The 13,486-nt window shown below is 62.2% G+C and carries 13 protein-coding genes; 6 read left to right on the forward strand and 7 right to left on the reverse strand.

From position 1 onward, the window contains the following. Window positions 1-25 precede the first annotated feature (25 nt). From K3758_RS08590 to K3758_RS08610, 5 genes are all read left to right on the forward strand, one after another. A complete protein-coding gene (locus K3758_RS08590; protein ID WP_259943947.1) occupies window positions 26-637 on the forward strand; it encodes a holin-associated N-acetylmuramidase in 612 nt (203 codons plus the stop codon). After that, entirely contained in the window at window positions 628-1,203 is a 576-nt protein-coding gene (locus tag K3758_RS08595; RefSeq protein ID WP_259943950.1) for a holin family protein, read from the forward strand. The genes K3758_RS08590 and K3758_RS08595 overlap by 10 nt, the downstream gene beginning before the upstream one ends. A gap of 74 nt (window positions 1,204-1,277) precedes the next feature. After that, complete coding sequence (locus tag K3758_RS08600) at window positions 1,278-3,242, forward strand: heme lyase CcmF/NrfE family subunit (protein ID WP_120350938.1); 1,965 nt, start codon at window positions 1,278-1,280, stop codon at window positions 3,240-3,242. Further along, complete coding sequence (locus K3758_RS08605) at window positions 3,239-3,691, forward strand: cytochrome c-type biogenesis protein (protein WP_120350939.1); 453 nt, start codon at window positions 3,239-3,241, stop codon at window positions 3,689-3,691. The genes K3758_RS08600 and K3758_RS08605 overlap by 4 nt, the downstream gene beginning before the upstream one ends. Window positions 3,692-3,758: 67 nt before the next feature. Then, the gene (locus tag K3758_RS08610) at window positions 3,759-4,532 is read left to right on the forward strand and encodes an enoyl-CoA hydratase-related protein (protein ID WP_259943954.1); all 774 of its coding nucleotides are present in this window, start codon (window positions 3,759-3,761) and stop codon (window positions 4,530-4,532) included. Between the two features lie 2 nt (window positions 4,533-4,534). Here the strand turns inward: K3758_RS08610 and K3758_RS08615 are convergent, their stop codons facing one another. The 3 genes from K3758_RS08615 to gltX form a co-directional block, all read right to left on the reverse strand. Further along, a complete protein-coding gene (locus K3758_RS08615; protein WP_120350941.1) occupies window positions 4,535-4,834 on the reverse strand; it encodes a hypothetical protein in 300 nt (99 codons plus the stop codon). Between the two features lie 480 nt (window positions 4,835-5,314). Beyond that, window positions 5,315-6,610 carry a citrate synthase gene (locus tag K3758_RS08620; protein WP_067626303.1) on the reverse strand — a complete coding sequence of 432 codons (1,296 nt, stop codon included), beginning with the start codon at window positions 6,608-6,610 and terminating at the stop codon, window positions 5,315-5,317. A 115-nt stretch (window positions 6,611-6,725) separates the two neighbouring features. Continuing rightward, window positions 6,726-8,126 (reverse strand): glutamate--tRNA ligase, encoded by a 1,401-nt coding sequence (gene gltX / locus K3758_RS08625; protein WP_259943961.1) that lies wholly within the window; start codon window positions 8,124-8,126, stop codon window positions 6,726-6,728. A gap of 115 nt (window positions 8,127-8,241) precedes the next feature. Between gltX and K3758_RS08630 the strand changes: the two genes are divergently transcribed. Beyond that, window positions 8,242-10,269 (forward strand): ComEC/Rec2 family competence protein, encoded by a 2,028-nt coding sequence (locus K3758_RS08630; RefSeq protein WP_259943963.1) that lies wholly within the window; start codon window positions 8,242-8,244, stop codon window positions 10,267-10,269. On the opposite strand, the gene lexA is transcribed toward K3758_RS08630, so the two are convergent. The 4 genes from lexA to trpC all read right to left on the reverse strand — a co-directional run bounded on the left by lexA (window position 10,263) and on the right by trpC (window position 13,484). Continuing rightward, window positions 10,263-10,958 (reverse strand): transcriptional repressor LexA, encoded by a 696-nt coding sequence (lexA, locus tag K3758_RS08635; RefSeq protein ID WP_259943965.1) that lies wholly within the window; start codon window positions 10,956-10,958, stop codon window positions 10,263-10,265. The genes K3758_RS08630 and lexA overlap by 7 nt on opposite strands. A 71-nt stretch (window positions 10,959-11,029) precedes the next feature. Continuing rightward, window positions 11,030-12,202, reverse strand: coding sequence for a gephyrin-like molybdotransferase Glp (gene glp / locus K3758_RS08640; RefSeq protein ID WP_259943968.1), 1,173 nt, complete (start codon window positions 12,200-12,202; stop codon window positions 11,030-11,032). Then, entirely contained in the window at window positions 12,199-12,672 is a 474-nt protein-coding gene (gene moaC, locus K3758_RS08645) for a cyclic pyranopterin monophosphate synthase MoaC (RefSeq protein ID WP_259943970.1), read from the reverse strand. Before moaC ends, glp begins: the two co-directional genes overlap by 4 nt. Further along, on the reverse strand, window positions 12,672-13,484 hold the full coding sequence (gene trpC, locus K3758_RS08650; protein WP_120350946.1) for an indole-3-glycerol phosphate synthase TrpC: 813 nt from the start codon (window positions 13,482-13,484) through the stop codon (window positions 12,672-12,674). Before trpC ends, moaC begins: the two co-directional genes overlap by 1 nt. Window positions 13,485-13,486 lie beyond the last annotated feature (2 nt).

A 13,486-nucleotide genomic window follows, 5' to 3' on the forward strand; every position in this document is an offset into this window, starting at 1 on the left:
TGCACTCAAGACAGGAGAGCCCGCGATGCAGACCGTCCGAGAGATCGCCAACGCCATCGTCGCCCGGGAGGGCGGCTTTGTGAATGATCCCGATGACCCCGGCGGGGCGACGAAATTCGGGGTGACGATCCATACCATGCGCCGGTTGGGACTGGACCTGACGGGGGATGGGGCGGTCGATGTGGCCGACGTGCGTCGTCTTAGCCGCGCCCAGGCAGTGGATATCTTTGTCAGACATTACTTCAACGCTCCGCGCATCGCGGAATTGCCCGCGCCGTTGCAGCCGAGCGTTTTTGACATGTATGTCAATGCGGGCAGCAATGCGGTGAAGATCCTGCAAAGCTTGCTGCGCGAGATGGGGCAGGAGATCGGTGTTGACGGGGCCATCGGGCCGCAGACAATCCGCGCCGCCCAAGCCGCATGGCAGGCCGCACCCGATCATCTGGTCGACGCCTACGGCATCGCGCGGCGCAACTACTACTTCCGTCTCGCCGACCGTCGCCCCGCCAGCCGCAAATACGCGCGCAGCCGGGCAGGCGGCAAGGGCGGCTGGATTCGCCGCGCCGAAGAGTTCATCGCACCGCAATATCACATGAGCGACACAGATTTCGCACGGAGGGTGGCACAATGGGGCTGATCGAACGTATCTTTACGACTGTATTCGGCGGCGAGCGCAATGTCATCCGCGACACGGTCGAAGTGTTCCGCGAGAATGCCGAGGCCGGGGCGCAGCGCGCCCATGCGGTGCAGGGCCAAGCGATGGCGCAATATGGGGCGGAGTTCGCCCAAGCTCGGCAAGGCGGCTTTGACCGCTTCATGGATGGGATCAACCGTTTGCCCCGCCCGATGCTTGCGCTCGGCACCTTGGGGCTGTTCGTCACGGCCATGGTTAACCCTTTGTGGTTTGCCGAACGGATGCAGGGCATTGCGCTGGTGCCAGAGCCGCTTTGGTGGCTGTTGGGCGTGATCGTTTCCTTCTACTTCGGGGCGCGGCAGCAGATGAAATCGCAGGAGTTTCAGCGCGCCATCGTGGGCACCATCGCGCGGGTGCCGCAGGTGGTCGAGAATATCGAGACGCTGCGCGCGTTGCGCGCAGATAGCCCCCATATGGCCGACACCGGTGCCGACAGCCGCTTGGCCCTTGCCGCAGTCACGCCGTCAGAGAATCCGGCCCTAGATGCATGGCGCCGCAGCCGCGCCTGACTGCGACCGATTGACCGTTTTCCACGTTTGATTTGCCATGGCTTAGGGGGCTTAGGCCCCCTATAGTCCGCCCCATGATTACAGAGCTTGGACATTTCGCGCTTGTGCTCGCCTTTGGCGTGGCCCTTGTACAGATGGTGGTGCCGATGTGGGGCGCTTGGCGGGGCCGTGCTGCTTGGATGGCGATGGCCGAACCGGCGGCGGCGGCGCAGTTCATCCTGATTGCCCTGTCCTTTGGCGCGCTGATGTGGGCCTTCATCACCTCGGATTTCAGCCTGCAACTGGTGGTGGCCAACAGCCATTCCGCCAAACCGATGCTGTATAAGATCAGCGGGACATGGGGCAATCACGAGGGCTCCATGCTGCTTTGGGTGCTGATCGTGGCGCTTTTCGGGGCCATGGCCGCGTGGTTTGGCGGCAATCTGCCGCCGCGGCTGCGCGCGCGGGTGCTCTCGGTCCAAGCCGCGATTGGCGTGGCTTTTCTGGCGTTTATCCTTTTCACCTCGAACCCCTTTCTGCGCATGGGCACGCCGCCTTTTGATGGCCAAGACCTGAACCCGCTGCTGCAAGACCCGGGTTTAGCCTTCCATCCTCCATTTCTCTATCTGGGATATGTCGGGCTCAGCATGGCCTTCAGCTTTGCCGTGGCCGCCCTGATCGAAGGGCGCGTGGACGCGGCGTGGGGCCGGTGGGTCCGACCTTGGACACTGGCGGCTTGGGTGTTTCTGACCATCGGCATCGCGCTCGGGTCTTGGTGGGCCTATTATGAGCTTGGCTGGGGCGGTTTCTGGTTCTGGGATCCGGTCGAGAATGCGAGCTTCATGCCCTGGCTTTTGGCGGCGGCGCTGTTGCATTCGGCGATTGTGGTCGAAAAACGCGAGAGCTTGAAAAGCTGGACCATCCTGCTGGCGATCCTTGCTTTCGGTTTCTCGCTGATCGGCACCTTTATCGTGCGTTCTGGTCTGCTGACCTCCGTCCATGCCTTTGCCAACGACCCTGAGCGCGGGGTCTTTATTCTGGCCATTCTGGGGTCTTTCACCGGCGGGGCGCTGGTGCTCTACTCGCTGCGCGCATCGGCGCTTGAGGCCAAGGGCGTCTTTGGCCTTCTGAGCCGTGAGACCGCCTTGGTGGTGAACAATCTGCTGCTGGCTGTGGCCTGTTTCGTCGTTTTCGTGGGCACCATGTGGCCGCTGGTGGCCGAGATGTTCCTTGACCGCAAACTCAGTGTCGGCCCGCCATTCTTTAACGCTGCGTTTACTCCTTTCATGGTAGCGCTTGGACTGATCCTGCCGATCGGCAGCGCGATGCCGTGGAAACGGGCCAAGATCATGAGAGCGCTATATCCGCTGCGCTATGTCTTCCTTTTGGCGCTGGCGCTTGGGGGCTTGGCCTTTGCCATGCAGTCCGGACGCGGGCTGTTGGGGCCTGTGGGCATGTTCCTTGGGGCATGGCTGCTGATGGGCACCGCGGTGGATGTGATGCAGCGTTTGGGCCGCGGCCCGGGTAAGTTGCGCCGTCTACGGCGTCTGCCGCGCGCTGATTGGGGCAAGGCCACGGCGCATGGCGGGCTGGGCATCACCATGGCCGGGATCGCGGGGCTGATGGCTTGGGCCGTGGATGACATCCGCGTGGCCCGGATTGATGAGCCTTTTGATGTGGGCAGCTATACGCTAACCCTCCGCGACGTGAGTGAAGTCAGGGGGCCGAACTACCTCAGTACTATGGCCGAGATCACGCTGGCGCAGGAAGGCGATGTGATCTCGACCCTGCGGCCCGAAAAGCGGTTCTACCCCGTGGCGCAGATGCCGACGACCGAGGCGGCGATCGACTATAACCTCGCGCGGGACATCTATGTGGTGATCGGCGATGCGCAGGACGGCGGCGGTTGGGCCGTGCGGACCTATATCAAACCGATGACCAATTGGATTTGGATCGGTTGTGCGCTGATGGCGCTTGGCGGGGTACTGAGCCTGAGCGACCGGCGCTTCCGTGTCGCGGCGGGCGCACGCAAGCAACCTGCGGGAGTGCCTGCGGAATGAAGCGACTGCTGCTGATCTTGGCCTTGCTCGCCAGCCCGCTTTGGGCGGTTCAGCCTGACGAGGTGTTGGACGATCCCGCATTGGAGGCCCGAGCGCGGGAGCTGAGCCAAGGTCTGCGCTGCCTCGTTTGCCGTAACGAAAGCATCGATGAGAGCAACGCAAGCCTCGCGCGCGATCTGCGAATACTGCTGCGCGAACGGTTAGTGGCAGGCGACAGCGATGAGGAAGCGGTGGATTTCATCGTCGACCGCTACGGTGAATATGTCCTGCTGAACCCGCAGGCCACGGGGGCCAATTGGCTGCTGTGGGGCGCGGGACCGCTGATGCTTTTGTTGGCCGGAGGGCTCGGGGTGGTCTATCTGCGTGGCCGTGCGCGCAGCAAAACCCCGACCGAGGCCCCACTCTCGCCCGAGGAAGAAGCCCGCCTGCGCGATATTCTCGACCGCTGACGCGCCGTTGTACTGGCAGTGACAACTTGCTTTGATATGCTGCGGCCAAGCAATCAAGGATAGCAAGATGGACTATGAAACGATCACCTATGCGCTGACCGATGATGTCGCGCTGATCACGCTGAACCGCGCCGACAAGATGAATGCGCTGACCACCCAAATGCGGGCAGAGCTGACCCATGCGGTGACCGAAGGCGGGCGCGCGGCGCGGGTCGTGGTCCTGACAGGGGCGGGCCGGGCCTTTTGCTCGGGGCAGGACTTGGCCGACCGGGCAGGCGGCGTCGCCGATTTGGAGAAAACGCTGCGCGAAGAATATGCCCCGCTGCTGCGCGCCATTATCAACTGCCCCGTGCCGACCATCGCCGCCGTGAACGGTCCGGCGGCGGGGGCGGGGGCGAATATCGCGTTGGCCGCCGATGTCGTCTTTGCCACTGAGAGCGCTTATTTTATGCAGGCATTCACCCGCATTGGCCTGATCCCTGACGCGGGCGGCACCTATGCGCTGCCGCGCCAGATGGGCATGGCCAAGGCGATGGGCGCGGCCCTTTTCGCCGATAAGATCACCGCGCGGCAGGCCGATGACTGGGGCATGATCTGGCAAGCCGTACCGGATGCCGAATTCGACGCCCATTGGCGCGCCAAGGCCGCGCAACTGGCCGCCGGTCCCACAGCTGCCTATGCAGAGGCCAAGAAAGCGATCCGCGCGTCTTGGGACAATGGGTTGGAGGATCAACTGTCGCTGGAGGCCGAAGCGCAGGGCCGCTGCGGAAAGTCACAGGACTTTGCCGAAGGGGTCACGGCCTTTACCCAAAAGCGCAGCCCCAAGTTTCAGGGGCGGTAAGGCTAGCAGCTCCGCTCGACCAAAAGCACATCGCTTGCCGAAGGTGCCGGGCCATTGGCCCGCGCCACCACAGCCACCGCGACCCCATCCGCCAAAACCGTATGTACGGAGTTCGACACCTGCGCGATGGTGATCCGTGGCGGGGTCTGGCCCTTGTCATAGACCACCGCGATCTGATCGCAATCATGCAGCGTGTCGGGCACCAGGGCTCCCTGAGGGCCGGGGATTTCACTGGCCTTGGCGGGCGTCAGACCTGTGGCGCAGTCCCAGCGAAGCCCTTTGGTCCGTTCTGATCCGGTCATCGTGCTTTCCTTCGTCGCGGGCGGGCTGCTAAGCTGCCAAATGTCATCTACCTTTGGGGCGGACTCCAGCCGGACCGCGAGAGGGGAAAACCCTCAATGCAGTGCCGCGATGATGCCTTTCCCACCCCGAAGAGGCCTCTTGATGTGAGGGTATCGTCGCAGGGGGATTCCCGTCAAGCGGGACTGGGCCATTGTCACGCGGGGCGAAACAGTGCCGTAATTTGGCCGTAATTTGCGCCTTGGTGTTTCGCAACTGGCAAAACGCTTGGAAACATTCACTGTTTTTCAGGGCCATTACTTACGTCGCGAGAAGAGACGTTGATTTACGCGATTCGGAGCCGGGATGTTTGCGTGCCGCATTGCATCTCAATTGTTGCCCTAGGGTCAACAACGGCCAATGCGCGTGCCGTTTGCAGGGTCGGGGCAAAATGCGAAACGCCCCGGAAGTCCGGGGCGTTTGCTATGTCACTGACGGTTGGTTCAGCGGTTCTCGATATCGACGTAGTCGCGCTTGTCTTCACCAAGGTAAAGCTGACGCGGACGACCGATTTTAAGCTGCGGGTCGCTGATCTGCTCTTTCCACTGCGAGATCCAGCCCACGGTCCGCGCCAGCGCGAAGATCGGAGTGAACATCGATGTGGGGAAGCCCATGGCTTCGAGGATGATGCCGGAATAGAAATCCACGTTCGGGAAGAGTTTCTTCTCCGCGAAATACGGATCTTCCAATGCCGCTTTTTCAAGTTCCTTGGCGACCTGAAGGATCGGGTTGTTTTCAACACCCATCAGCTCCAGAACCTCGTCGGCGCTTTCCTTCATCACGGTCGCGCGCGGGTCGTGGTTTTTGTAAACGCGGTGGCCAAAGCCCATCAGGCGGAAGGGATCGTTCTTGTCCTTGGCGCGGGCGATGAACTCAGGAATGCGATCGGGCGTGCCGATTTCTTTCAGCATCTCGAGGCAGGCTTGGTTTGCGCCACCATGCGCCGGACCCCAAAGGCAAGCGATGCCAGCGGCGATACAAGCGAAGGGGTTCGCGCCGGAAGAAGACGCCAGACGCACGGTTGAGGTCGAGGCGTTCTGCTCGTGATCGGCGTGGAGGGTAAAGATCCGGTCCATTGCGCGGCTCAGGATCGGGTTTACCTCGTGATCTTCGGCCGGAACGGCAAAGCACATGCGCAGGAAGTTCGACGCATAGTCCAGATCGTTGCGCGGATAGACGAAGGGCTGACCGATGGTGTATTTATAGGCCATCGCCGCGATGGTCGGCATCTTGGCAATCAGGCGGATCGTGGCGACTTCGCGCTGATGCTCGTCGTTGATGTCGGTGCTGTCGTGATAGAAGGCCGACATCGCGCCGACCACGCCCACCATGATCGCCATCGGATGCGCGTCGCGACGGAACCCACGGAAGAAGTTCATCATCTGCTCGTGCAGCATGGTGTGGTTGGTCACCAGACATTCGAAATCTTCGAGCGCCTTGGGGGAGGGCAGTTCACCGTAAAGCAACAGGTAGCAAACTTCGAGGTAATGCGATTTGCTCGCCAATTGCTCGATTGGGTAGCCACGGTGCAGCAACACGCCCTCGTCACCATCAATAAAGGTGATCGTGCTGTCGCAGGCCGCCGTCGAGGTGAAACCCGGGTCGTAGGTAAAGACACCCGCCTGAGCGTAAAGCTTGCGGATGTCGACAACATCGGGGCCGTCGGTGGGGCTGTGAATCGGCAGCTCAAAGCTCTGATCGTCGATCGTCAGCGTTGCGGTTTTATTGTTATTGGTCATGAAATCCCTTCCCGAATGTAGGCTGCGGAGATGCTCCCCGCCGTCTGGGCCTAGCCCCAAATGGGGCTGTCCCGTTCAGTTATACCTGCCGCCCAAAGAAGTGGTGAACCAAAACTTAGGCCGCGGCGTCCGTCAGTCGGGCAAGGGTCTCATCGCGCCCCAGCACCAACATCATGTCAAAAACCGATGGGGTGACTGCCCTGCCAGCCAAAGCCGCCCGAAGCGGCCCCGCCAGCTTGCCAAATTTGGTGTCATGCGCGGCAGCAAAGCCGTTCAGTACCTCCTCCAGCGTTTCTTTGTTCCAGCTAGCATTTTGCAATTGCGGCGTCAATTCCGACAGTATGCCACGGGATACCGTATCGAGGTTCTTTGCCGCTTTCTCATCCGGAGTGATCGGGCGCTCGGCCAAGACAAAGGTCGCTTTTTCAAGCAGTTCCGGGAATGTCTTCGCGCGATCTTTGAGGCAATACATCGCCCGCTCCAAACCCTCCGCTTGGGGTGCCGTAAGGGCAGGCTGACCTGCGGCCTCCAGATAGGCTTCGATTTCGCGCCGCAGCGCGGCATCATCGGCCTGCGCGATATGCTGGCCGCAAAGATTTTCGAGCTTTTTCAGGTCGAACTGCGCGGGGCTTTTGCGAATACCGTCAAGGTCAAACCATTCCTGCGCCTGCGCGTCGGTAAAAAATTCATCGTCCCCGTGGCTCCAGCCCAGCCGGGCAAGGTAGTTGCGCATCCCCGCTGCCGGGTAGCCCATTACCTGATATTCCTGCGCCCCCAAGGCCCCGTGACGTTTCGACAGCTTCTTGCCGTCCGCGCCGTGGATCAGCGGGATATGCGCCCAGACCGGCACGTCCCAACCCATCGCCTCATAGATCATCATCTGGCGGGCGGCGTTGTTGAGGTGGTCATCGCCGCGCACCACATGGGTCACGCCCATATCGTGATCGTCCACCACCACGGCGAGCATATAGACCGGCGTGCCGTCCGAGCGCAGCAGGACCATATCGTCAAGCTGATCGTTGCGGATGGTCACATCCCCCTGCACCTGATCGCGGATCACGGTGGTGCCTTCCAGCGGCGCCTTGATGCGGATCACGTAGGGCGCGTCGGGGTGGCTTGCCGGATCGGCGCCGCGCCAGGGCGAGCGGTAGAGCGTGCTGCGTCCCTCGGCCTTGGCGGCCTCGCGGAATGCGGTGATTTCTTCTTGGCTGGCGAAGCACTTATAGGCTTTGCCCGCCGCAAGCAGCTCGTGTGCGACGTCGGCGTGGCGGGGGGCGTTTTCGAACTGGCTGACGATTTCGCCGTCGTGATCCAGACCCAGCCAAGACATGCCGGCGAGAATCGCCTCCGTCGCCTCGGGGGTGGAACGCGCGCGATCGGTGTCTTCGATGCGCAGCAGGAATTTACCCCCACGGCCACGGGCATAAAGCCAGTTAAACAGGGCGGTACGGGCCCCGCCGATGTGCAGGAACCCGGTAGGAGACGGGGCGAAACGGGTCACAACAGGGGCGTTCATGGCGGTGGGCCTTTCGGTCAGAGATATTGTGCTCGGAGCGGCGTTTACCATTTGGTAACCCTACCGGTCCTAGGATTTGAAGTCTGTCTACCCAGTGCGATCCGCGGGGGCAAGCATGGGCCTTTGGAACCAGTTCAGCACCGTGATGCTGCGCCAGCGGGGGCATCTGTTCGGCTGGGTGCCGGTCTGTCTCGCCTTGGGGATCGGATGGTATTTTTCGCTGGCGGCGGAGCCTTCGATACCATTGCTTTGGGCCACCGCACTCGCCGTCGCCGCGCTTGCGGTTGTGGCGCGGGCATTGCCTGAAGTCACTGCACCCTTCGCGGTCGGTTTGGCCTTGGTTCTGCTGGGATTGCTCCTCGCGGCGTTTCGGGCGCATTCGATAAGCGCCCCCGTGCTCGGCTGGCGCTACTACGGCGCTGTCGAAGGGCGTGTCGTGGCGCTTGACCGCAGTCAATCTGATGCGCCGCGTATCACGCTTGATCAGGTCCGGCTGGAGCGTGTGCCGCCCGCGCGGACGCCGAGCCGGGTCCGGGTCTCGCTCCACTCGAAACTCCCCGGCGCGGTTGCGCCCAAGCCGGGCATGCAGGTGATGACCACCGCGCATCTGTCGCCGCCCGCGGGCCCGGTTGAGCCCGGCGGATTTGATTTTCAGCGCCACGCTTGGTTCGCGGGGCTGGGGGCGGTCGGCTATGCCCGGGTGCCGCTATTGGGCATCGCAGAACCAGCCGAAAGGGACCCCGGTCTGGCCCTGTTTCGGCTGCGCATGGCCGCATCGGCACGGGTCCGCGCGCATCTGCCCGGTGACATTGGCGGTTTTGCGGCCGCCATCACCACCGGCGACCGCAGCGCCATTTCGCAAGCCGCGCTACAAAACCTGCGCAGCAGCAATCTGGCGCATCTATTGGCGATCTCGGGGCTGCACATGGGGCTGCTCAGCGCGGTGGTCTTTGGCGCGGCGCGGTTGATCCTTGCTCTGCATCCGGTCTCGGCCACAGGGTGGCCCAGCCGCAGCATCGCGGCGGCGGCTGCACTTATCGCCGCCACGGGCTATCTCGCGCTCTCGGGCGGGAATGTCGCGACCGAGCGGGCCTATATCATGTGCGCCGTCGCTTTATGCGGGCTGATGATCGGGCGGCGGGCGATCTCGTTGCGGGCCGTCGCCGTGGCGGGGATCATCGTGCTGACCCTGCGCCCCGAGGCGCTGATGGGGCCGGGGTTCCAGATGTCCTTCGCCGCGACCACAGCGCTTGTCGCTGTCTTTGGCTGGATGCGCGATTTCGAGGGTGAGGTCATCCCCAAGCGCCTTCGCCCGGTCGCTGCTGTCGTAATCTCTTCAGCCGTTGCGGGTTTCGCCACCGCGCCGATCTCCGCCGCGCATTTCAACACGGTCGCCCATTACGGGCTTGTAGCAAACCTGCTTTCGGTCCCGTTGATGGGCGTCTTGGTCATCCCCGCCGCTGTGCTGGCCGCCATCCTCGCGCCCATCGGGGGCGAGGGGCTCCCGCTTTGGGCCATGGGGCTCGGCCTGAGGTGGATACTATCGGTCGCGGATCTGGTGGCGCATCTGCCCGGCGCGCGCAGTTTCGTGCCGGGGCCGGGGGGATGGGTGCTGCCGCTTCTGTCGCTTGGATTTCTATGGCTCATCCTGTGGCAAGGCCGCATGCGCTGGTTGGGCGCGCCCGCGATGCTGCTGTCATTCGCTCTTTGGCAGGGAGCCACGCGCCCCGATGTGCTTGTCGCCGATACTGGGACGCTGGTGGGTGTAATGACTCCGGCGGGCAGGGCGCTCAGCAAAGAACGGGGTGCTGGATTTGTTGCCCGCAATTGGTTGGAAAATGACGGCGACGGTGTCGATCAGGCTATGGCCGCCCAAAGGTGGGCCGCGCAAGAGGCTGGAATTATCCACCTTTCAGGAAAACGGGCGGTCGCCGCATTTACCGGCTGTCAGCCGGAAGATATCGTGGTGGCATCTGTCGAGATAACGACAGCCCAGACTTGGGGCTGCCCGATCTATGATCCCGTTCGCCTACGTGAAACCGGCGCATTGGCGTTAACCAAATCGGCGCAAGGTTGGCGGATCACCACCGCTAGGGACCGTGCCGGCCTGCGTTTGTGGAACAGCAGGCCAAAGCGTCAGTAGGTACGGATCAATCCCACCAGTCGGCCCTGAACCTTAACCTTATCCGAAGGCAGTACGCGGGTTTCATAAGCCGCGTTCGCCGCTTCCAACGCGACCGAAGACCCCTGCCTACGAAAACGTTTCAGCGTCGCCTCTTGATCCTCGACCAACGCGACCACGATATCACCGTTGTCGGCCACAGATGTCTCCCGGATCACCACGATGTCGCCGTCATTAATGCCTGCCTCAATCATCGAGTCGCCCCGCACCTCAAGCGCGTAATGCTCGCCTTGACCAGCGATCATTCCACCGGGAACCGTAACGCTATGCGAGACTTGTGAAATCGCCTCAATCGGAACACCGGCAGCGATCCGGCCCATGACCGGCACATCAAAGGCGTGCTGCGCCGTGACCGATTGTGCTGCGGGCGGCGGCGGGGGGTCGGGGCGATCACCGTCAATCACGCGCGGGGCAAAACCGGGCGCACCGCCGAGGCTTTCAGGGAGTTTGACCACTTCGATCGCGCGGGCACGATGGGCAAGCCGCCGGATAAATCCGCGTTCCTCCAGTGCCGTGATCAAACGGTGAATGCCAGATTTTGACCGGAGATCGAGTGCCAATTTCATCTCATCAAAACTCGGCGGGACGCCGTCGCGCTGCACGCGCTGATGAATGAAGGAGAGCAAATCGAGTTGTTTCTTGGTCAGCATGGCACGGCCCCTGAAGCTTTTATTGCTTTTGTTCTAGGGATGTTCTTGCTTTGTGTCAACCACTGCGGGCGTTAAATCAAAATGTACCGCTGCATATCTCCGGCATTCCTTGCTGGATCCGCGGGCGGACGGATCATCAATGCATCGGCCTGCGCCAAGACAGACAGGAGGGATGAATCCTGCCGATCATCCGGATAAAGCGCTCCATCGCGAAGCCGGGCTCGCATATAGTGCGTTCGCGGTCCATTCGGGCCAATGCCGCGCCCGAGGGGCGCTTCGCGCAGGGGGGCTTGTAGGTCTTGCAGCCCCAACATCCGCCGCAGCATGGGCAACACGAAGACAGCCCCGCAAACCATTGCAGAAACTGGGTTTCCCGGCAGGCCGATCATCGCGGACGCTCCGATTTTGCCTGCCATCAGGGGCTTGCCCGGGCGCATGGCGACCTTGTAGAAAGCCTGCTCCATGCCGAGCTCTGCCGCGACCGGCGCAATCAGGTCGTGATCGCCCACCGAAGCGCCGCCGATCGTGACAATAAGATCCGCACCGCGGGCCAGGGCGAATGCTTGTTTGAGCGAGGCCGCGGTGTCGCGCGCGATGGGCAACATACGCACCTCGGCGCCTGCATCCTCGAACATCGCGGCAAGGCCGTAGCTGTTGGAGGCGATGATCTGGTCTGGGCCGGGGCTCTCGCCGGGTTGTACCAATTCATCCCCTGTGGCGAGGATCGCGATGACAGGTTTGCGGGCAACTGGCACTTTCGCGACGTTCATCGCGGCGAGCAATGCCACGTCGGCGGGGCGCAGAATGCGCGGGGCGGTGAGCTCTTCCCCCTCAGCAAAATCACCCCCCGCAGGGCGGATATTGTCTTTGTCATCAATGCGGTGGCCAAGGGTGATAAGGTTGCCGCGCCGGGTGACATCCTCTTGGATCACCACGAAATCGGCCCCATCGGGGATCGGTGCGCCTGTGAAGATGCGGATGGCTTGCCCGGCGCGGAGCGTACCTGCGTAGCCATGGCCCGCCGCGGCCTCGCCAACCACCTTGAACATCGCGTCCGGCTCGACCTCAGCCCGGCGCAGTGCGTAGCCGTCCATAGAGGACGCGGCAAAGGGCGGTTGGCTACGCTGCGCCATCACGGGTCGTGACAAGACGCGGCCATTTGCGGCCCGCAGAGCGATTTCTTCGGTTTCTAGCGGGGTGACGAGGTCTAGAACAGCCGCAATTGCCGCTTCAACGCTGATCATGTCGCCTCATAACGGCCTGATTTGCCACCGTCTTTCAATGTGACCCGCGTGCCGCCAATTTCCATCGCCTTATCTACCGCTTTCGCCATGTCATAGACCGTGAGCGCGGTGACCGAGGCGGCAGTGAGGGCTTCCATCTCTACGCCCGTTTGACCGGTGGTCTTGACGGTGGCCGAGATCCGGATGCCCGGTAGGGTGGCGTCGGGCGTTAGATCAACGCTGACTTTCGTGATCGGCAATGGGTGGCAAAGCGGGATCAGATCCGCCGTACGCTTGGCCGCCATGATCCCAGCAAGCCTTGCGACGCCCAGAACGTCACCTTTCTTGGCCCGTCCTTCGGTAATAATTTCAAGCGTTTCGGGTGCCATCTTGATGTAGCTTTCGGCCTTGGCCACGCGAGAGGTGACGGCCTTGTCCGAGACATCGACCATATGCGCGTCACCCTCGGCGTCGAAATGCGTCAGGGCCATTACATGCCTCCCGGGATGAGGGGGCTGGCCAGTAGATCGCGGGTGGCCTGTTCGACATCTTCTTGCCGCATGAGGCTTTCGCCGATCAAGAAACAGCGCGCGCCATAAACCGCCATATCGGCGAGGTCCGCAGGGGTGTAGAGGCCGGATTCACAAACCAGCATCCGATCGGGCGGCACCGCTTCCGAGAGTTGACGTGTCACATCAAGAGAGGTCTCGAAGGTATTGAGATTACGGTTATTAATCCCGATCATCCGGCTCGTTAGCTTTTCGGCGCGGGCCAGCTCGGCGGCGTCATGTACTTCGATCAGCGCATCCATGCCCCAGTCCTGTGCGGCTTGCTCCAACTCGGCGGCCTGCGCATCAGAAACAGAGGCCATGATGATCAGAATGCAGTCCGCGCCAAGGCTGCGCGCTTCGGCGACTTGATAGGGGTCGTAAAGGAAATCCTTGCGCAGCACCGGAAGATCGCAGGCCGCACGAGCCTCGACCAAGAATTCTTTCGCACCTTGAAAACTAGGCGTATCGGTCAAAACCGATAGGCAGGTCGCGCCGCCTGCGGCATAAGCGCGGGCAAGGTCGGCGGGCTCGAAGTCTTCTCGGATCAGCCCTTTCGACGGGCTGGCTTTCTTGATCTCGGCAATCAGGCCATAGCCCTCGCGGGAAGCTTCGTGCAGGCGCTGCGCAAAGGGGCGCACGGGCGGTGCTGCACGGGCGGCGGCCTCCATGTCAGCCTGCGACTTTTCGGCCTTGGCAGCGGCGATTTCTTCCAGCTTATAGGCTTTGATTTTTTCCAGAATAGTGGCGGTCATGG

Source organism: Sulfitobacter sp. W002 (assembly GCF_025142135.1).
GTDB classification, from domain to species: domain Bacteria; phylum Pseudomonadota; class Alphaproteobacteria; order Rhodobacterales; family Rhodobacteraceae; genus Sulfitobacter; species Sulfitobacter profundi.